General features: G+C 70.4%; 8 protein-coding genes. 4 read left to right on the top strand and 4 right to left on the bottom strand.

Annotated features, from left to right (window positions below):
- Window positions 1-67 precede the first annotated feature (67 nt).
- The gene (locus tag BBX35_RS16590) at window positions 68-7,663 is read left to right on the top strand and encodes a type I polyketide synthase (protein WP_067222218.1); all 7,596 of its coding nucleotides are present in this window, start codon (window positions 68-70) and stop codon (window positions 7,661-7,663) included.
- An 86-nt stretch (window positions 7,664-7,749) separates the two neighbouring features.
- The gene (locus BBX35_RS16585; protein WP_067222731.1) at window positions 7,750-9,090 is read left to right on the top strand and encodes an aminotransferase class I/II-fold pyridoxal phosphate-dependent enzyme; all 1,341 of its coding nucleotides are present in this window, start codon (window positions 7,750-7,752) and stop codon (window positions 9,088-9,090) included.
- A gap of 9 nt (window positions 9,091-9,099) precedes the next feature.
- Here BBX35_RS16585 and BBX35_RS16580 read toward each other — a convergent pair whose 3' ends face one another.
- From BBX35_RS16580 to BBX35_RS16565, 4 genes are all read right to left on the bottom strand, one after another.
- Window positions 9,100-10,716, bottom strand: coding sequence for a capsular polysaccharide export protein, LipB/KpsS family (locus BBX35_RS16580; RefSeq protein WP_067222217.1), 1,617 nt, complete (start codon window positions 10,714-10,716; stop codon window positions 9,100-9,102).
- Window positions 10,713-12,011 carry a capsule biosynthesis protein gene (locus BBX35_RS16575; protein ID WP_067222215.1) on the bottom strand — a complete coding sequence of 433 codons (1,299 nt, stop codon included), beginning with the start codon at window positions 12,009-12,011 and terminating at the stop codon, window positions 10,713-10,715. The genes BBX35_RS16580 and BBX35_RS16575 overlap by 4 nt, the downstream gene beginning before the upstream one ends.
- Window positions 11,995-13,347 carry a capsule biosynthesis protein gene (locus BBX35_RS16570; protein ID WP_067222214.1) on the bottom strand — a complete coding sequence of 451 codons (1,353 nt, stop codon included), beginning with the start codon at window positions 13,345-13,347 and terminating at the stop codon, window positions 11,995-11,997. The genes BBX35_RS16575 and BBX35_RS16570 overlap by 17 nt, the downstream gene beginning before the upstream one ends.
- Before the next feature lie 93 nt (window positions 13,348-13,440).
- Entirely contained in the window at window positions 13,441-14,574 is a 1,134-nt protein-coding gene (locus BBX35_RS16565; protein ID WP_067222212.1) for a polysaccharide biosynthesis/export family protein, read from the bottom strand.
- Between the two features lie 522 nt (window positions 14,575-15,096).
- On the opposite strand from BBX35_RS16565, the gene BBX35_RS16560 reads away from it, so the two are divergent.
- Window positions 15,097-17,004 carry an autotransporter assembly complex protein TamA gene (locus BBX35_RS16560; RefSeq protein WP_425274607.1) on the top strand — a complete coding sequence of 636 codons (1,908 nt, stop codon included), beginning with the start codon at window positions 15,097-15,099 and terminating at the stop codon, window positions 17,002-17,004.
- Between the two features lie 248 nt (window positions 17,005-17,252).
- On the top strand, window positions 17,253-21,308 hold the full coding sequence (locus BBX35_RS16555) for a translocation/assembly module TamB domain-containing protein (RefSeq protein ID WP_141687881.1): 4,056 nt from the start codon (window positions 17,253-17,255) through the stop codon (window positions 21,306-21,308).
- The last annotated feature ends 264 nt before the right edge of the window (window positions 21,309-21,572 follow it).

Here is a 21,572-nt window from a genome sequence, read left to right as displayed (position 1 = left end):
GGCATCCTCGCAGGGTGCCGCCGCTTGGCAGCATTGGCTCGCAAGAGCCGCTAGGGAAGAGTTTTGGATGTCCTTGCGCGCGAATAACACTGTCATCACCGGCTATGCGGCACGCCTTCCCGGTGCCGGGACAGTGGAGGCCTTCTGGACATTGCTCAACGAGGGCCGGTGCTCCGTCAGCGAGATTCGCCCCGACCGCTTCGACACGCGCGGCTTCCACCATCCCCGCCCGGGCACCTCGGGCCGCAGCTTCACCTTCGCCGCCGGCCAGATCGACGACGTGTGGGGCTTCGACGCCGGCTTCTTCGGCATTTCCCCGCGCGAGGCGGTGCAGATCGATCCGCAGCAGCGGCTGCTGCTGCAGGTCGTGTGGGAGGCCATCGAGAACGCCGGCCTGCGTCCGTCCGACCTCGCCGGCACCCAGACCGGCGTCTATGTCGGCGCCTCGGGCCTCGATTATCACCAGCGGCTGCTGTTCGACCTTCCCTCCGTCGACGTGCAGACGATGACCGGCAACACCCTGTCGATCATCTCCAACCGCGTCTCCTACATCTTCGACCTGCGCGGGCCGAGTTTCACGCTCGACACCGCCTGTTCGTCCTCGCTGGTGGCCCTGCACCAGGCGGTCAGCGCCATCGAGAGCGGTCAGATCGACACGGCCATCGTCGCCGGCGTCAACCTGCTGCTCAGCCCCTTCTCCTTCATCGGCTTCGCCCGCGCCTCGATGCTGTCGCCGCAGGGCCTGTGCCGCGCCTTCGACGCGTCCGGCGACGGCTATGTCCGCTCCGAGGGCGCGGTGGCGATGGTGCTGCAGCGCGACACGACCGCGCGCGAGCCGCGCGCCCGGATCCTTGCCACCGGCATCAATGCGGACGGGCGCACCGCCGGCCTGTCGCTGCCCTCCTCCCCGGCGCAGAAGACCCTGCTGGAGAGCATCTACAGCGATGAGCTCGGCATCTCGCCGGACGATCTCGCCTTCGTCGAGGCGCACGGCACCGGCACCCAGGTCGGCGACCCGGCCGAGGCCAACGCGCTCGGCACCGCCATCGGCCGCAAGCGCGGCGCCCCGCTGCCCATCGGCTCGGTCAAGACCAATGTCGGCCACCTGGAGCCGGTCTCCGGCCTCGTCGGCATCCTCAAGTCGGTGCTGGCGCTGCGCCACGACCGGCTGCCGAAGTCGCTGCATTTCAACGAGCCGAACCCGAACATCGACTTTGCCGGCCTCAACCTTGCTGTTGCCGCCGAGCAGGTCGAGCTGGCGCGCGGCGCCCGCCCACGGCTTGCCGGCATCAACTCCTTCGGCTTCGGCGGCACCAACGCCCACACCGTCATCGGCGAAGTGGAACCGCTGGGAGCTGCCGACAGCGGCGTGCCCGACACCGCGCCGCTGGTGATCTCGGCGCGCTCGCAAGGCGCGCTGCGCGAGCTGGCCGGCCGCTATGCCGCCCTTGTCGAGGATCACGGCGACACGGCCGGCGCGGTGATCGACGCCGCCGCCCGCCGCCGCGACCTGCACGACCATCGTCTCGTCGTACTCGGCGACAGCGCCGCCAAGATTTCCGCCCTGCAGGCCTTCGCCGAGGGCAAGGAGGCGCCCGCCGCCATCGAGGGCAAGACCGCCCCGCGCACCCGCGGCGTCGCCTTCGCCTTCTCCGGCAACGGCTCGCAATGGGCCGGCATGGGCCAGGACGCCTATTCCGGCGACAAGGCCTTCCGCGAGGCGCTGGAGAGCGTCGACCGGCATTTCATGGCCGTTTCGGGCTGGTCGCTCGTCACCATGCTGTTCTCCAAGGACCTGGAGACGGAGATCGAGCGGACCGAGATCGCCCAGCCGCTGCTGTTCGCCGTGCAGGTGGCCCTCGTCACCGCGCTGAAGGCGCGCGGCATCGCGCCCGCCGCCGTGCTCGGCCACAGCGTCGGCGAGGTTGCCGCGGCCTGGTGCTCGGGCATGCTGGATCTCGCCACCGCAACGCGCATCATCCATGCCCGCTCGACGCAGCAGGAGGTGGTGCGCCATCTCGGCAGCATGGCGGCGCTCCTGCTTCCGGCGGAGGACGCCAAGGCCGCCATCGCCGAGGCCGGCCTGCCGGGCATCGAGCTTTCGGCGATCAACTCCCCGCGCAGCGTCACCATCTCCGGCCCGACGGAGAGCATCGACGCGTTCGCGCGCCTTGCCCGCAAGAAGCGGTGGGCCCTGCGCAAGCTCAACATCGCCTATCCGTTCCACAGCGCGCTGGTCGATCCCATCGAGCAGCCGCTGCGCGAGGCGCTCGGCACGCTGACCTGCAACGCCCCGGCGATCCCGTTCCTCTCCTCCGTCACGCCGGAGCTGGACGAGATCACACCGGATGCCTCCTACTGGTGGGAGAATGTCCGCCGCCCGGTGCGCTTCACCGATGCGGTCGCGCGCCTTGCCGAGCAGCCGGTCGACCTCGTGGTCGAAATCGGCCCCAAGGCGGTGCTCACCACCTATGTGCGCGATGCGCTGCGCAGCGTCGGCAACCAGACGCCGGTGCTCGCCAGCCTCGAGGCGCCGCGCAGCGAAGGTGCGCCGCTCGCCGATATCGACACCATCGCCGCGCGCATCGTCGCCCATGGCGCCGCGCCCGATCTCGACCTCTATGTCGGGCCGCAGGGGCGCAACCTGCCGGTCCTGCCGGACTATCCCTGGCAGCTCACCCCCTTCCTGCCGCCGGAGACGGACGAGCGCATCACCGCCCATGGCGAGCGCGGCTGGCCGCTGGCCGGCAAGCGCCTGCGCCCGGAAACGGCGGAGTGGTTCAACGTCATCGACCTCGACCTGCTGCCGTTCCTGGCCGATCACAAGGTGGAGCAGACCGCCGTCTTCCCGGCCGCCGGCTTCATCGAGATGGCCCTGCGCGCCGCGCTTCAGTGGAGCGGCGAAGAGCGCATCGAGGTGCGCGACCTCGAGATCCTGCGCCCGCTGGTGCTCGACGAGGGCAAGACGCACGAGACCATGGTGCGCCTGTCACCGGACGACCGGGTGATCGAGATCCATGCCCGCCCGCGCCTTGCCGGCGCCGACTGGTCGCTCTACGCCAAGGCCGGCTTCCGCACGCTGGCCGGTGCAGCGGACGCGCCCGCGCCGCAAGCGGACACGGCCGGCCTCAAGGTTTCTCACGACGAGATCTACCGGCTGACGCTGGCGCATGGCCTCGACTACGGCCCGGCCTTCCGCCTTGCCGATACCGCCGTCCTGTCGGGCGAGCGCGAGGCGCGCCTCGGTCTGCTGGCTCCCGCCAGCCTGCCGGAGCCCGGCACGTTCGCCCTGCACCCGGCTGTTGCCGATGCCGGATTCCACGGTCTCTTCGCCCTGCTCGGCCAGCGCTCCGAGCCGGCCGAAGGCGGTTTCCTGCCGATCCGCTTTTCCGGCATCGAGCTGCACGCCCCCGCCTCCCTTCCCGCTGCCGTGCGCATCCGGGTCGAAAAGGGCAGCGCCCGCTCTCTGGTCGCCAGCTTCGACTATCTCGACGCCGAGGGCGGCCTCGTCGCGCGCCTGACGGGGGCCCGCTTCAAGGCGGTTCAGTTCCACATGACTGAGCGCGACCATGGCCTCACCTACCGCGTCGTCTCGCGCCTGCTGACGCCGGCCGATGCCGGCGCGGCGCACGCCCTGCCACTTGCCGCGATCGCCGGCGATCTCGGCCTTGTCGCGAGCGCCGATTACGATCCCTCGGACGCGGCCCTCTTGGCCGATGCGCTCGCCCGCACGGTCGCTCACCGGGCGCTGCATGACGTGCTCGGCGGTGCGCCCTTCGTCCTCGCGGCCAAGGTTCGCGACGGCGCGCTGCACGAGAGCGCCGCCCCCTTCGCGGCCCATTTCCTCGACCTTCTCGCCCAGCACGACCTGGCGGAGGAAGAGGACGGCAAGTGGCGGATCGCCGATCCCGCCGACGGTCTCGACCCGGCTTCGCTGGTGCAGACGCTGGTGTTTGAGGCCGGCGCCCACGGGTCGCAGGCGACGCTGCTTGCGCGCCTTGCCGACGACCTTCCCGCTCTCCTGCGCACGGGCCTGCCCGCCAGCGCCGGCGAGCTGTTCTCCTCCGCCCTGCTCGCCGGCTGGCGCAATGCGGACCCGGCCGCACAAGCCCTGCGCCGCGCCTGCCTCGACATCGCCGGACGGGCCGTTGCCGACTGGCCGCAGGACAAGCCGCTCTCCGTGCTGGTGCTCGGCGAGCGCTCGTTGGCCGTCGCCCGCCATCTCGACACGCTGCTGTCGCCCTACAACGCCACGCTCACCGTCGGCGACCCCTCGCCCGGCACGACCGAGCGGCTGCGCCGCAACTGGCCGGGCAGCGCCCAGACGCGCTTCCTCTCGCCGGAGGACGGCGCCCTTGCCGAAGGCGGTCCCTACGATCTCGCCATCTGCTGCGACACGCTGAGCGGCGCCGGCGATGCGATGCTCAAGGACCTTGCCGCAATGCTGTCGTCCGGCGGCCAGCTGCTGGCGCTTGAGCGCGCGCCCTCCAGCGATGCCGAGCTGATCCTCGGCACCGGCGCCGACTGGTGGACGCCCGTTCCCGGCTCGCCACGTCCCGCGACCCCGCTGCTCGTCGGCGAGGACTGGACCGCGCGCCTTGCCGCTTACGGCTTCGGCGAGACCGAGGCCCTGCCGCTTGCCAGCGGCGAGGTCGATGCCAGCATTCTCATCGCCCGTGCCCCTGCCCGCGCCAACTCCGCCGCCAACGGCAACGGCGCTGCGGACAGCGAAGCGGAAACCCGCCGCATGGCCATCGTCTGCGACGCGGACGGCCCCTCGCGCGCCGTCGCCTCGGCGCTGCGCGAGTGCCTGAAGCCGCACGCCATCGAGGCGGTGCTGGTCTCCGGTGGCACTCCCGGTTCCGACGACGACCTGATCGCCGCCGATCTCGACGATCCAGCCACCTGGGGCGGGGACACGCCGCTTGCCGCCGCCGCGCGCGACGGCATCGTCCATCTTGCCGGCGCCTATGCCCGCACCGGTGCCGGCGAGGATGCCAGCGCATCGCTCTCGTCTCGCACCTGGCAGCTCGCGCAGATGCTCAAGGGCCGCGGCAGCGCTGCCGGTCCGATCGTGGTCGTCGCGCCGGAGGGCGCCCGCGCCCCGGCCTGCGGCACCGCGCCCGATCCGCTGCAGGCGGGCGTGTGGGCCTTCGGCCGCGTCGCCATGAACGAGTTCCCCTCCGCCGGCCTCAGGCTCGTCGATATCCGCAAGGATCTCGACGCGAGCGCTGCCGCCCTGCGCCTTGCCGCCGAGATCGTCGGGCTGGACCGCGCCGACGAGCGCGAGCTCGTCATCGACGGCGACACCCGTCTCGGCCTGCGCCTGGAGCGCGGTCCGGAGCTGCCGCAGCCCGGCAGCGGCGCGGCGGACGAGGGTACCGGCATCCTGCGCCTCGACATCGCCCAGCAGGGCTCGCTCGACCGCCTGTCGTGGTCGCGCATCCCGGCCCGCGCCCTTGTTGGCGACGAGGTCGAGATCGCGGTGGAGGCGAGCGGCCTCAACTTCCGCGATGTGATGTGGGCGCTCGGCCTGTTGCCGGAAGAGGCGCTGGAGGACGGTTTCGCCGGCCCGACCCTCGGCATGGAATGCGCCGGCACGGTCGTCGCCACCGGGCCGCAGGCGCGCCGCCTGCGTCCGGGCGACAAGGTCATCGCCTTTGCGCCGGCCTGTTTCGCCAGCCGCGTCACGGTCTCGGAGAAGGGCTGCGCCCGCACGCCGCAGGGGCTCGCTCCGGAAGCGGCGGCGACCATCCCCGTCGCCTTCCTCACCAGCTATTACGCGCTGCACCGGCTCGCCCGGCTGGAAGCGCACGAGACCGTGCTGATCCATGGCGGTGCCGGCGGCGTCGGCCTTGCCGCGATCCAGGTCGCCCGCCATATCGGCGCGACGATCATCGCCACTGCCGGCAGCCCGGAAAAGCGCAGCCTTCTGCGCCAGCTCGGCGTCGACCACGTGCTCGATTCCCGCTCGCTAACCTTCGCCGACGACGTGATGCGGCTGACCGGCGGCGAGGGCATCGAGGTGGTGCTCAACTCGCTGTCCGGCGAGGCGATGGAGCGCAGCATCGAGGTTCTGGCCCCCTTCGGCCGCTTCCTCGAGCTCGGCAAGCGCGACTATTACGAGAACACCCATCTGGGCCTGCGGCCATTCCGCCGCAATCTCAGCTATTTCGGCATCGATGCCGACCAGCTGCTGATCCATCAGCCGGCCCTGGCCGAGCGCCTGCTCGACGAGCTGATGCAGCTCTTCGCCGACGGCGCGCTGTCGCCGCTGCCCTATCGCGCCTTCGAGGCCGACGAGGCGGTCGCCGCCTTCCGCCTGATGCAGCAGGCCGGCCATATCGGCAAGATCGTCATCCGCCCGCCGCAGCAGCCCGCCGCCCCGCAGGCTGCGCCCGCGCCCTTCCGCTTCGAGAGCGAGGCGGGCAGCCTCGTCGTCGTCGGCGGCTTCGGCGGCTTCGGCGCGGCGCTGATCGGCCGGCTCGCCGACATGGGCGCGACACGCATCGACGTCCTGTCGCGGCGCGGCGCCACCACGCCGGAGGCCGCCGCCCTGATCGAGGAGATGGGCCGCCGCGGTGTCACGGTCGTCGGTCATGCCTGCGATGCCACCAGCGAAAGCGCCGTCACGGCCGCGCTCGCGGCGATCCGCAAGGATGCCGGCGCGATCCAGGCCGCCTTCCACACGGCGATGGTGCTGCACGACACCCTGCTTTCCAATCTCACCCGCGAACAACTCGACGCCGTGCTGGCGCCGAAGGTGCGCGGCGCGCAGCTTCTCGACCGGCTGACCCGGGGCGACGCCTTGCGCCAGTTCGTGCTGTTCTCCTCCGCCACCACGCTCGTCGGCAATCCGGGACAGGCCAACTATGTGGCCGCCAACGGCTATCTGGAGGGCCTTGCTGCCCGCCGCCGGGCGGAAGGACTGCCCGGCCTTGCGGTTGCCTGGGGCGCGATTTCCGACGCCGGCTACCTTGCCCGCAACGCCGATGTCGGCGACCTGTTGGCGCGCAAGCTCGGCCGCCACGCGCTCACCGCGCGCGAGGCGCTGGACGGGCTGGCAACGCTCATGGCCCTGCCGCAGGACGACGCGGCCGCGGCCGCGCCCGGCTATGCCCGCATCGACTGGGCGGCGGCGCGGCGCGATCTCGCCCTCCTCGCCACGCCCTTCGCCGAGCGGCTGGGGATCGCGGCCGGCAATGACGGGGCCGGTGAAGGCGGCACCATCGATCTTGCCGCGCTGGTCAAGGGTCTCGACCGCGCCAGCGCCATCGGCAAGATCTGCAAGCTGCTGGCCGTGGAAATCGGCCGCATCCTGCGCATCGGCGAGGACGATATCGACCCGGCGCGTCCGCTGACGGAAGTCGGCATGGATTCGCTGATGGCGCTGGAGCTGCGCATGGCGGCGGAGCGCCAGTTCGGCATCGACATCCCGCTGATGTCGCTGGCCAACGGCGCAACGCTCAGCGACATGGCCACCCGCATCGCCGACCAGGCCCTGTCGGGCGGTGCCGGCGTCGGCGCGGACCTGTCCAGCGAAGCCCGCACCAACGCCATGCAGCATCTCGGCGACGATGTGTTCGACGGCGACGCCGAGGCGCTGGCCGATGTGGCGGCCGAGGTCGAGGAACGCACCCGCAACGTCCGCTCGCTGCTATAGTGGGCGATGCGGGCGCAACGCCCAGCTCTCGAGGAGACGACAACGTGGACCAGCACGGCAGCAAGTCCGACGAGCGGCGCGAGCTGATGGCGAACCTTCGGGCCGGCCACAAGGCGGCGCGCCAGCGCCAGCCCGCGCGCCCGACCGTGCAGGCCCCGCCGCCTCCCGGTCCCGCCGCCTTCGACTTCTCCGAACTGCCGCAGCTGCGCCAGTTGCGCATGCACCGGGCCGCGGCCGATCTCATCGGCCTCGACAACCCGTTCTTCCGCCCGCATGCGGGCGTTGCCGGCGCCACCACGGTGATCGACGGCAAGACCTTCGACAATTTCGCCTCCTACAACTATCTCGGTCTGAACGGCCATCCGCAGGTGAACGAGGCCGCCACCCGCGCCATCGCCACCTACGGCACCAGCGCCTCGGCCAGCCGCGTGGTGGCCGGCGAGCGGCCGATCCACCGCGAGCTGGAGGAGCGCCTTGCGCGCATCCACGGCGTCGAGGATGCGGTGGTGATGGTCAGCGGCCACGCCACCAACGTCACCGTCATCGGCCACCTGATGAAGGGCGACGACCTCATCCTCACCGATTCCCTGGTGCACAATTCGGTCACCGAGGGCGCGCGCCTGTCGGGCGCGGCGCGGATGAACTTCCCCCATGGCGATCTCGACGCGCTGGAGCAGATCCTGTCGCAGAACCGGCACAAGTTCGACCATGTGCTGATCGTCGTCGAGGGCATCTACAGCATGGACGGGGACTATCCCGACCTTGCCCGCCTGATCCGCCTGAAACAGAATTTCGACTGCTGGCTGCTGGTCGACGAGGCCCATTCCGTCGGCGTCCTCGGCGCCACCGGACGCGGGCTCGCCGAGCACTATTCCGTCGATCCGCGCAGCGTCGAGATGTGGATGGGCACGCTCTCCAAGACCTTCTCGGCCTGCGGCGGCTACATCGCCGGCTCCAAGGCCCTGTGCGACTACCTGCGCGCCACCGCACCCGGCTTCGTCTTCTCCGTCGGCCTGTCGCCGGCGCTTGCCGGGGCGGCCATCGCCTCCGCCGATCTGATGGAGTGCGAGCCCGAGCGCGTGCAGCGGCTCGCGGCCAACGGCCGGCGCTTCCTCGAGCGCGCAAAGGCCGCCGGCCTCGACACCGGCCCCAGCGCCGGCCTCAGCGTCATTCCGGTCATCGTCGGCGATTCCATCGGTGCGGCAACGCTTTCCAACCGCTTGCTGGCACGCGGAATCAACGCGCTGCCCATCGTCTTCCCGGCGGTCGCGGAAAAATCCGCCCGCATCCGCTTCTTCATCACCAGCGAGCACAGCGCGGAGCAGATCGACCGCGCGGTCGATGCCGCGGCCGAGGAACTGGCGAAGATGCGGGAGGAGAATGTCGGCTTCTCGTCGCTGGTCAAAAGCGTCCGCCAAACCAGTTAAGACGGCGAGCTAGAGCCCCAGCTTGCGCCCCAGCCAGGACAGCTCCTGCCGGATCCGCGTCACGATCCGGTGGCGGGTGCTCGCTCTCTGGCTCTCCAGCCGTGCGATCAGGAATTCCGGCCCGCAAGGCACGAGGCTCACCGGATCGACGGTCAGCGGATAGTCGATGAAGGCGACATGGGCGAGCGTTGCCAGATCCAGCCGCCGTCCGCGCCTTGCGCACTCGGTCAGATCGTCCGTCAGCCCCCATCCGGCATAGAACGGCATGCCGTAGACCGTCACGGGTTTGCCGCGCAGCAGCGCCTCGAAGCCGCTCAGCGAGGAGAAGGTCTCGACCTGGTCGGCCAGATCGACGAGGTCGAGGATATCGCAGCCCTCCACCACCTGATCGGCAAGGCCCGCAGTCTCGTGCGGCTCCAGCCGCCCGGCGCGCAGGCGCGCGGCGACATCCGGATGCGGCTTGAAGAGGATATGGGCTTGCGGGTTGCGGGCGCGCACCTGCCGCAGCAGCTCCAGATTGACGTTGTCGCACGCCGCGCAGTCGATGGTCGCCGACAGCGAGCGGCGCACGCCGGCATCGTCCGCCACCTGCCCCGGCACCAGGATCACCGTGCGATCCCCCGGCACGCTCGGCAGCGTGCCCTTGCCGCCGACATTGTACTTGGTGACCCGCGCCTTGCGGATGCGGGCGATGAGCCCGTCGGCTCGAACCCGCTCCACCGGGGTCAGGTCCCGCTCGGCCAGCAGCCGCTCCATCCGGCTTTCTCGCTGTGCATCGAAATAGATGCCCTCGTCGTCGAAGCCGACCGAAGCGCCCCGCGCCAGCCCCGCGCCGAGCCCGACCGAGCGCAGGAAGCCGTCCTCGATCCGCCACAGCTCGACGCCTGCCCGCGCCGCCGCCGCCTCGGCCTCGGCACTCACGCCCGCCGCCCAGCCGAGCGCCCGCCCGCCCTCGCGCGCCGCCCGGGCGATCGCCTCGTCCGCGCTGGCGCAAAAGGCAAACTTCCGGCTAGGTCCGGCCAGCGCCGCACGGATCGTCGCGTGGTTCCAGGACTTGGCGCCGAAGCAGAACAGCGGCTTTTGCGAAACCTCGGCCCGCCGCGCGGCGGCCGCCACCCCTTGCAGCGCCAGCGCCGCCGGCAGCGCCTCTCCCGCCTCATAGGGCGAAGGATGGATCTGCGCCGACGAAAGCACCTCCCCCGCCCGGTCCTCCTCCGGTCCGAAGCTCCGGCACAGCGCCGCTCCCCACCCGGCCGCATCCGCAACCGCCTCGGGCTCCAGCGCCGCAACCGCCGCAGCGCTCGCCGCCGCCGCGCCGTCGCGCAGGACCACTGCCGGGTCGACCGGCAGGGGCGCCACGACCAGCGTGCCCTTGGCGAGCGGAGCTGGCGGCGTTTCGAGGCGGATCAGGCTGACCAACAGCAGCGGCACACCGGCCTCCGCCGCCTGCCGCGCGCACGCGTGAACCTCATCGCTGCCGGCCGGGCACACCAGCCCCTCGCCCGTCTGCGGCGCACGGGTCACGGCAACCGCCGGCGCGCCAAGGATCGCGGCCAGCGCACGGGCATGCGGCGCAAGCGCCTCGCCCGCGACGAGCCAACGCCGGCATGTCGGCCACGCGCTCACAGCGGCACCCCCATCGCACGGGCGCGGGCAAGGCGCGGCGGCGGCTCGGCGTGCCAGTCCGGGTTCGGCGCCGTGTCGTCCAGCAGCCGCGCCGTCATCGTTTCGACGGCCTCGTCCAGCCCCTCGCGATTGTGGATCGAGCCGCGCAGCTGCGAACTTGCCACCACGACTTTCAGGAAATCCGCGAGCAGCGCCGGATCGGGCGGCTGCGGCGCCTGCCAGAAGCTCTCGAGCGGGCCGCGATGGGTCAGCCCCGCCATGTCGTAGAGCGCCGGCGTCAGCACTGCCACCGGCACCCCGGCCCTCAGCGCGTCGAGCCCGGCGGTCGAGTTCACCGTCACCAGTCCGGAAAGACGCGGGAACAGCGCCCCCAGCGAGCCGCCGTCGAGGAAGACGATCCGACCTCCGTCCCCGCCGGCATGGCGCGCGATCTCTGCCCGCCAGTCCACCTCGCCATTGTCCAGCGGATGCGCCTTCACCACCAGCCGGGCCTCTTTCGGCGCGCCGCCGCGAAACGCGGCGATGACCTGCCGCAGGGCCTCGCGCATGGTGCCGAAATGGGAATGCGCCAGGATCTGGTAATCCCCCTCCACCTGCAGCGGCAGCAGGAACACGGGCGCTTGTCCCCCCAGCAGCTCCGCCTCGATGCGGGCAGCCTCTCGCTTCCGGCGCCCTTCGCCGGCGAGCCTGCGTATCCAGGACAGGTAATCGACCAGCGGATGACTCGGCGTGTGGCGGCGATAGAAGGGATGGACGGCAAAGCCCGCGACGTTCGGCAGGTGATAGGACACGTCCTGCCAGGCTTCGAGCGCGAAGGAGCCGGGATAACGTAGCGACAGGTCCGGGTCAGTCAGCCGCGCCGCCGCCCGGCGGATGATCGCCGGCTCGTCCGGCAGGCGGCTGAGGACGCCGAGCCCGCCGCGCGCCAGCGTCATGTAGCCCGGCCGCACCAGCCCCAGTTCGCTGACGTGGACGGCAATTCCGCGCTGCTCCGCCGCCAGCACCGCCGGGCGGTGATAGGGCCGCGTGTCGCCATGCAGCACCAGGTCGGTGACGCCGCCCTCCTCCATCAGCCGCGCCGCCTCGGCCGGCCAGTCGGCAAGCGTTCCGCGCCAGAAGCGGCACTCGCGCCCGCGCCAGTGCAGCCAGTCGCCGACGCAGAAATTCACCCGGGTCACCCGGTGGCCGGCCTTGGCCAGTCTTGCGCCGATCCTGCGATAGAGCGGCGACAGCGGCCCCTGCAGGAACAGGAAATGCCGGGCGCGGCCTGCGCGCGGTTCAGCCGCGCCAGGCACGCCACCACCGCCCGATGCGGCCGCGAACCTGCATCTCCTGCGTGAAGGTCATGGGAATGCCGAGCCGGCGCGCCTTTTCCCCGCGCGGCGCCGGACGCACGCAGGCGCCGGGCTCGTTGACGCCGTTCTGCGTCAGCCGCCGGGCCAGCTCGCGCGCGGCCGCCTGCTTGCCCTCGGCCGTGTAGAAGTTGCCCTGGATCTGGATCGCATGGCCCATCAGCCGCTGCACCGCGTCGTAGACGCCGGCATCGGGGGCCTGCGGCGTGCGCCAGAACCGGTCGAGCGGCAACTGGCAGGTCAGTCCCGGCAGGTCGTAGACGGCAACGCCGAGGATCTTCACCGGACAGCCGAGCCGCACCGCATGCAGGCCCGTCGTGGAGTTGACCATCAGCGCGCCGGACGCATGCTCCAGCAGCGTCACCAGATGGCCGCCGTCGACCAGATGCACCCGGTGCTTGATCCGGTGCTTGCGGGCGAGCTGGCGCACGATCCGCCCCCACGGCTCGATGCCCTGGTCCATCGGATGGATCTTGATCACCAGTTGCGCCGCCAGATGCGCATTGGCGGCGAAGGAGGCGAACACCTCGTCCAGCGCCTCGGCCAGATGCTTGTACTGCGCATTGTAGCGCAGCTGGTAATCGCTCTGGAGCTGCAGCGGAAAGACGAAATACGGGCAGCGTGACTCGATCAGGTCGGCGATCAGGATGTTGGCGTTGCGGTCGCGTCGGCGGGCGAAGACGAGCCGCGGGACCATCGCCGGATATTCGAAGATCGGGTGGTAGAACTTGTCCTGGGTGAAGCGCGGCCAGAACAGGAAGAGGAACGCGTTGACAAGGTGGAAGGTCACCTCGTGCACCGCCTCCAGCCAGAACGGATGGCGATAGCGCACCGTCAGATCGATGGGCGCCAGCACCGAGGCCGCCTCGCGGATCGCGCCCACATCGTCGGGGAACAGCGAGCGCGCCGACATGCCGTCCAGCTCGGCGGTGATCCAGTCGGGGCGCAGATAGCCGTTCTCGTAGGCGACCGTGCGCAGGCCCAGCCGTCCGGCGATCTCGATGGCCGCCGAGTGGTAGGGAAAGCGGTCCTGGTAGAAGACGATGTCGGTGACGCCGTGCTCGAGCAGATAGGCCTCGAGAAAGGCCGGCCAGGCCGTCAGGCTGCCGCGATAGCTGGTGCAGCGGGCATCGTGCCACAGCAGCCAGTCGGACAGGCTGAGGTTGATGCGCAAGGTGCGATGGCCGAGCGCTTCCAGCTCGTTGGCGACGACGCGCGGAAAGTCCGAGGGCGGACCCTGCAGGAACAGCACCGTGCGCGTTTGCGTCTCTTGCGGCATGTCAGGCGTCCGTTGCGACGCCGGCCGGAGGACGGAAGCCTGCCGCTCTCGGCGTCGCGGGCATGCGCCCCGTTTCCGGAGCGCGGCCCGCCGTCAATTGGTGGCCAGCGCGTCGACCGTTCTCGCACTCGACAGCAGCGGGCCGATGATCTGCAGGAACTTGCCGAACTCCGCCGTCGGATGGTTGGCGACGTAGATGATGTCCTTGTCGCGCATCTCGAACGAGCGGGCGAGGAAAAAGGCCTCGGCCTGACGCATGTTCAGCTTGTAGACGACCGGCACCTTGGTCTTGGAGAACTTCTGCGCCACCTCGTCGCCGCGAATCCGGCGCACCAGCTCCCGGTCCTCGAAGCGGAACAGGAAGATGCCGCCGGCATCGGCGAAGAAGTCCTTCAGGCCGCCGACCTGGGCCAGGCCCTCGGCCAGCGTCACCGATTCGGTCTTGAACGGCACCAGCTGCGTGCTCTGCACCGCGCCGAAGGCGGAGAAGGTGCGCGGCTTGTGCGTCACCAGCACGTTGTCGCCGGGCGTCAGCCAGATGTTGTTTTCCGGATATTCGATCAGGTCGACGAGGCGCGCCTCGCCGGAGCGCGAGCCGCGCTTGACCGTCACCACCGTCTCGTAGGTCGCCTCGCGCGAGCCGCCGGCGCGGGCCACCGCTTCCAGCAGGCGCATGCCGCGCACCGACATGGTGTACTGGCCGGGCTTCATCACGTCGCCGACCACGACGACGCCGCTGCTCTCGTTGCCTTCCACCAGCACCAGAACCTGGGGCTCGATGGCCTTGCCCTTCAGCCGCTCCTGAATCGAGGAGCGCAGGCCCTCGACCGACAGGCCGTTCGCCTGGATGCGGCCGGCATAGGGAATGAAGATGTAGCCGGCCTCGTCGACCACCACGGGCACCGAGACGTTCTTGCCGTCTGTGGTGGAGAACAGGCCCTCGGGCGCCGCTTCCCAGATCGTCACGACCAGGCGGTCGCCGATGCCGAGGCGCGTCGAGCGGCCGGCACCGGGCACGGAGGCGAAATGGCGGGAGAACAGCGCCGGGCGATAATCGTGCACGGCCGAGATCGTCTGGCGGTCCAGCGACAGCAGCACGTAGTCCGAGCTGACCGCGTCGCCTTCGATCTCTTCGGAGGTGATGGTGATCGCAGCCGGTCCCTGCCCCGGCAGGCCGGCACAGCCTGCGAGCGAAAACGCAAGGAAAACAGGGAACAAGAAACGCATCAAGGCCTCGGTAGTGACATTCCGGACGTGTCACGCCCGCTTCTGTTAGCACCCTCTCGGGCGGGTGTCCAAGGTGGATGGACAGGGGCGGCCGGCAAGCCTGTCACCTGTTGTCCATCAGCAACATTGTTTACCCCATTGGTTAATCAAACAGAAAATGAATCTGACAAAATTGTCCCGGTTTTCAGGCATTTGTGGGATGGACTTCGCCAGGTGCGGCAGGAACGGCCGGCCTTTCTCCCCTTGCGGCAGATCCGGTCGTTGCGCACAACTCCCGGCAGCGTTTCGCCGAATCCGCCGCGGTGCGAGATTCGTCAAAGCGCATAAAACATGCCATATGGTGAGCGAATTGGTTCGCAAGGGGCCGTCGGTTCAGAACCGGTCAACCATTCGGGCCTAGCCTGCGACTTACAAGATGGGTCGATGAGGGACCTCTCGGGCTCAACCGGAACAGGATGTCTCGTGCGTATCAACGAGATCCGGACAGCAGACCCGTCGGCGTCGATGACGGGGAACGCAAACGTGGTGCGGCAGGCAGCTCGCCGGCGCCCGCTTTGTGCTGCGCTGTTGGCCGGCACCCTGCTGGGCGCCTCCGCAGCCCCCGCCTCCGCGCTCGACCTGTTCGGCTGGTGGCCGTTCGGCAAGTCCGAGAGCGACGCGGAAATCGCCGTCACCGATCCCTTTCCCTACACGGTCACCCTGTCGCTGTCCGCCGGCGACGACGAGCTGAAGGAAAAGCTGGAAAGCACCTCCGAGCTCGTCAGCGATGCCGACCGGCCGCCGTCCGGCGAGGCCGGCCTCATCGCCCGCGCCAATTCCGACTTCGAGCGCCTTGTCGGCCGGCTCTATGTCGAGGGCTACTATGCCGGCACCGTCGACATCCGCCTTGCCGGGCTGACGCTGGAGGCGGCGCTGCGCATGCCCTCCCTGCCCGGCCCGCGTCCCGTCCCGGTGACCATCCGCGTCTCGCCGGGCCCGCTCTTCTCCTTCGGCAACCTTGCGGTCGAGAGCACCTCGCAGGACGGCCTGATCGGCACGCCGGAGAGTTACGGGCTGGTGCGGGGCGAGACCGCCAATTCCGAGAAGGTGCTGCGCGCCGAGCAGCAGATCGTCGCCCAGCTGAAGGCGGCCGGATATCCCTTCGCCAGCATCGAGCGGCGCGAGATCGTCGCCGACCACGCCACCAACCGGCTGGACGTGCGCCTCGTCGCAGCCCCCGGCCGGGCCGCCCGCTTCGGCGAGGTCACGGTCAGCGGCACCGAGGCGACCGATCCCGATTTCGTCGTCACCCAGGCCATGCTCCCGGAGGGCGAGCAGTATTCGCCGCAGGCGATCGAGCGCGCCACCAAGCGGCTGTCCGATCTCGGCATCTTCTCCTCCGTGCGCATCGTGCCGGGCGAGCAGGTCGGCCCCGACGGCCGACTGCCGATGACCATCGAGGTCTCCGAGCGCAAGCGCAACGTCATTGGCGTCGGCGCCAACTGGTCGAGCTCGGAAGGCTTCGGCGTCGAGGCCTACTGGCGGCGGCGCAACCTGTTCGGCCGCGGCGAGCTGCTCAGCGTCGAGGGCTCGGTCGGCCGCATCGGCGACAACAGCCTGTCGGACCTGGAATATTCCGGCCGCATCGCCTTCGAGAAGCCCGGCGCCTTCGGGCCGCTGACCACCTTCACGACCAGCCTCAGCGCCAAGCAGGAAATTCCGGACGCCTATCGCAGCCGCAACGTCACGCTCGACGCCTTCTTGCGCCGCGAGTTCAGCGACCAGCTGTCGGCGCGGGTCGGCGCCGAGGTGCAGTTCGCCGACGAGCAGGACGTCTTCGGCAACCGCACCTACCTGCTCACCGGCATCATCGGCGAGGTCGCCTACGACACCCGCGACGACAAGCTGAACCCGACCGAGGGCATCAACGCCGTCGCCTTCGCCGAGCCCGCCTACGACGCCAAGGGCGGCAACTTCATGCTGTTCACCAAGGCGCAGGTCTCCGCCTATCAGGCACTGGACGAGTCCCGCCGCTTCGTGCTCGCCGGCCGTCTCGGCGCCGGCAGCATCATCGCCCCGTCCATCCGCGCGGTGCCGGCGGCCCGGCGCTTCTTCTCCGGCGGCGGCGGCTCGATCCGCGGCTACGCCTATCGCAATGTCGGCCCGCGGATCGCCGGCGAGGTCACCGGCGGGCGCTCCTTTGTGGAGGCCTCGGCAGAAGTGCGGATGAAGGTCACCGAGACGATCGGCCTCGTCGGCTTCGTCGACGCGGGCAACAGCTTCAGCTCCGTCTATCCGGATTTCTCGGAGGGGTTGAAGGTCGGCGCCGGTGCCGGCATCCGCTACTTCACCCCGGTCGGACCGCTCCGGCTCGACGTCGCCGTGCCGCTCAACCCGGAAAAGGACGACCCCAGCTTCGCCGTCTATGTCGGCCTCAGCCAGGCGTTCTGATTTCGAGAAATTGAGACGGTTTAGGTGCTCGAAACGCAAAATTTCCCGAAATTTTGCAAAATTGTCTCGAAAATCGATTCTGCGAATCATTTCAGCGACATAATCGGAAGCGATAAGGTTCCGATTCCGATTCAGCGCCTTGAGGCATCGATTCAGGGCAAGCTGCCGCTGCGCCATGATTTCGCTTCAAGATTGCGGGATAAGTCTTTCCATGACGAATCGTTTTCCAGCTCGTCGGGGGGCATGACTTGACCGAGCCGATGCCCCGCCGCCGTTCCCGCTCCTTCCTGCGTGCCACCGCCCGGCTGCTGCTGCGCGTGCTCGTCGCCGTCGTGGTGATCGTGCCGCTGCTGGTACTCGGCCTGCTCGGCGCGCTGCAGACGGACTGGGGGCGCAACGCGGTCGTGTCGCTGGTCAACGACATCGCCGGCGGCCCGGACGGCGGCGTGCGCCTCGCCGGCCTCAGGGTCGGCTGGGGGCTGGACGCCAGCGTCGAGCGGGTCGAGGTTTCGGACGCGCAAGGCCCCTATCTGACGGTCGAGCAGGCGCGCCTTGCCTGGGATCCGCTGGCACTGCTGTCCGGCACTATCGACGTCGAAGCCGTCGACGTCGCGCGCGTGTCGCTCGCCCGCCTGCCCGTTCCCTCGCAGACGCAGAGCGAATCCGGCGGCTCCGTGCCGCTGCTGCCCTTCCGCCTCGGCCAGGCGCGGATCGCGGAGATCGACATCGCCGCTCCGGTCGTCGGCACGCCGGTGCGCCTCACCGCGCAGGCGCAGGCGAGCCTGTCCGACGCACCGCAGGCGGCCAATGCCGAGCTCGCTGTCAGCCGCATCGACGGCACGCCGGGCGATATCGCCGCGACCGTCCGCTTCATGCCGCAGGCGGAGGAGCTGTTCTTCGATGTCACGGTGAAGGAGCCGCGCGGTGGCCTTGCCGCCCGCCTGCTGCAGATCGAGGGCCTGCCGGCGCTCGACATCGCGCTGAAGGGCGACGGTCCGCTCGACGACTGGCAGGCGCAGCTGTCGCTGGCGCTGGACGGGCGCACCGAGATCGCCGGCACCGCCCGCCTTGCCGAGACCGGCGACACGCGCCAGCTGACCGCGCGGCTGGAGGGCGAGTTGTCCGCCCTCGCCCCGCCGGTCGCCGCCGCGCTGGTCATGGGCCGCACCGTGCTCGACGCGGAGGTTACCCTCACCCGCGACTTCGCCCCGCGGCGGGCCCAAGGCACCCTGGCGACCGGGACACTCTCCTCCAGTTTCCGCGCCGACCTGCCCGAGGACGGGCGGATCGATGCGGATGCGAAGGTGCGCCTGTCGGCCGGCGACGGCGCGATGATCGGCGTCGAGCTGCCCGACCGGCTGATCACCATCGGCGAGACCAACCTGGCGCTGACCGCCAGCGGCCCGCGCGATGCGCTCGGCTGGTCGCTGGCGCTCGACAGCGCGCGGCTGCAGACGACGGAGGCCCAGCTCGAGGGCATCGGCCTGCGCCTTGCCGGCGAGGATCTCGACACCACCGCGGCAAACGCACCCGTCGCCCTCGCCGCAAAACTCACCGCGCGCCACCTGCAGCCGCTGATCGACGGTGCGGAGATGCTCGCCGGGCCGCTGACGCTCGACGCGCGCGCCACCGTCGACCCGGCCGCCCCGGGCGCGGAGATCGACGCCCTCACCCTGACGCTGAACGGCATCGAGACGACATTCGACGGCGCCGTGACGGCGGAGACCGTCGACGGCAGCTACACGGTGACGCTGGCGGATCTTGCCCGTTTCGCCCCGCAGGTCGTGGGCGCGGCGCAGATCGAGGGCACGGCCAAGGGGCCGCTCACCGGTCCCGACGTCGCCGCAACGCTTACGGCCGAGGCCTTGCAGCTCGCCGGCAAGCCGGTCACGGATCTCGAGGTCGACGTCACGGCGACCACGGCGCCCGACGCGCTGTCGGCGAACATCCAGGCGCGCGGCACCGTCGACGGCAACCGGCTGGATGCGGAGATCGACGCGGAGCCGAAGGGCCCCGGCCTCTCCATCCCGACCTTCTCGCTGGCAACGGGGGAAAACCGGATCACCGGCGCCTTCGAGGTCGGCGACCTCGCGGATGCGCTCGGCACGGTCACCGGCACGCTGGACATCGCGGCACCGAAGCTCTCGGAGCTGTCGGCCCTCGCCCTCACGGAGCTGGAAGGGGCGCTGTCGGGCAAGGTGGCGCTAACGGGAACGGGCGCCGACCAGCAGGCGCAGCTGAGCCTGCAGGGCCAGCAGATCGCGGTTGCCGGCAACCGGATCGCCCGGCTTTCCGCCTCCGGCACGGCCAGCGGCGGGCTCGCCGCGCCGAAGCTTTCCGGAGAGGCGACACTCGGTGGCATCACGGCCGGCGGCACCGCCATCGAGACCGTGACCGCCACCGCGACCTCGCAGGGCGCGCGCACCGATATCAAGCTGGATGCCCGCCTGTCGCAGGGCGGCAATGCCGACGGCGTCGCTCTGACGGCGGCGCTGCAGCCGACCGACAGTGGGCTGGAAATCCTGCTGTCCTCGCTGCAGGGGCGCTATCGCGGCCTCGCCACGCGCCTGGCGCAGGACGCGCGCATCGCGGTTGCCGACGGCACCACGACAATCGAAAATCTGGGATTGCGGATCGGCGAAGGCCGCGTCGATGTCAGCGGCACCGCGGGCGATCGCCTCGCCATCGACGCGAGGATAAATGCCCTGCCGCTGACGGCGCTCGCGCCTCTCGCCCCCGGCGTTTCGCCCACCGGCAGCGCCTCGGGCACGGTCACCGTGCGCGGTGCTGCGGCCGACCCGCAAGCCGAGTGGTCGCTGTCGATCGCCGACCTCTCCGCCGCGCCCTTGCGCCAGAACGGTCTCGCCGCCGTCAACCTGCGTTCCACCGGCCGCTTCCAGGGCGGCCGCATCACCCAGACCACCGACATCACCGGCGCGGACGGGCTTGCGATCACCGCCAGCGGGCCGGTCGCCATTGCGGCGCCCGGGGCCCTCGACATCACGCTCAGCGGCAACGTTCCGCTCAGCGCGGCACGGCAGCGTCTGATCCTGTCGGGCTTTTCCGGCCAGGGCGGGCTTGCCGTCTCGGGCAAGGTCACCGGTCCCTTCGCGGCGCCGCGCTACAATATCAGCCTGCAGCCGCGCCAGCTCTCGCTGACCCAGCTCTCCTCGGGGCTCACCCTGCAGAACTTCACCGGCAGCATCGCCATCGACAATTCAGGTGTTGCGATCAACGATCTTAACGCAGCCATCGCCGCCGGGGGTAACCTGTCGGCGGGCGGGCGCATCGGCCTGGATGCCGGCATGCCGGCAGACCTGACGGTGCGGGTGCGCGACGGGCGCTATTCCGACGGGCGGGTGGTGCAGGCAACGCTCGGCGCGGACCTGCGCCTCACCGGCCCCCTCGCCGATCCGGCGCGCGGCGCCCGGCTGGAGGGTAACGTCGATATCGCCCGGGCCGACATCACCATTCCGAGCAGCCTGCCGGGCGCGATCAATCCCCTCGCGGTGACCCATGTCAACGCGCCGGAGGCGGTGCGCCAGCAGGATGCGGCGCTTGCCGGCGACCAGGGCGGGTCCGGCGGCGGCGGCAGCCGGCCGATCGCCCTCGACATCACCGTCTCGGCACCGGGGCGCATCTTCGTGCGCGGCCGCGGCCTCGATGCGGAAATGGGCGGCACCCTGCGCATCGCCGGCACCACGGCCGACGTCCAGGCCATCGGCTCGTTCAACATGCGGCGCGGCATGCTTCAGGTTCTGACCCGGCGCGTGCAGTTCAACCAGGGCGACGTCACCTTCACGGGCTCGCTGATGCCGCGGCTGGATTTCGCCGCGACCTCGCAGACCAGCAGCGCGGCGGTCACCATCACCGTCACCGGCCCGGCGGCGCAGCCGGAAATCGCCTTCACCTCCTCGCCACAGCTGCCGCAGGACGAGGTTCTGGCCCAGTTCCTGTTCGACCGGTCGATGAGCCAGCTCTCGCCGACGCAGATCGCCCAGCTCGGCGCCTCGGTGCTGGCGCTCACCGGCGGCAGCGGCGAAGGTCCGCTCGGCGCGCTGCGCCAGTCGCTCGGCGTCGATGCCATCGACGTGGAAACCGACGGCACCTCCGGCCCCTCTCTCGCGGTCGGCAAGTACCTCAGCGACAACATCTATCTCGGCGTGAAACAGGGTACGGAGGCCGGCTCCAGCCGCGTCACCGTCGACATCGACGTCACCAAGTCGCTGAAGCTGCGCGGCGAGGTCGGCGCCGACGGCGAGTCCAAGGCCGGCATCTTCTTCGAGCGCGAATTCGGCAACTAGCGGAAGGCGGCCCGCGCAACGGCACGGGTCACCCCGGTTGTCGTCCCGGTTTCGGCGCAGCCGAAGACCGGGATCCAGTAACCACAGGTCGTGCGGCTCAGGCCTCGGCGCCGGCACAAAGCCGCATCCGCCGGCGACCTTGCTCCGCCCTCTCTCATCGTCATTCCGGGCAAGCGAAGCGCGACCCGGAACCGGCGAGCCACGGCGGTCGTGGGCTCCGTCCCGGCGCGCGTCCGCAGGTGCCCTCGGCGCTCGCGCGCCGTC

The sequence above is a fragment of the Stappia indica genome (assembly GCF_001696535.1).
GTDB lineage: Bacteria > Pseudomonadota > Alphaproteobacteria > Rhizobiales > Stappiaceae > Stappia > Stappia indica.
Note: the sequence above shows the minus strand (reverse complement) of the source record. Positions and strands in the feature narration are given on the sequence as shown.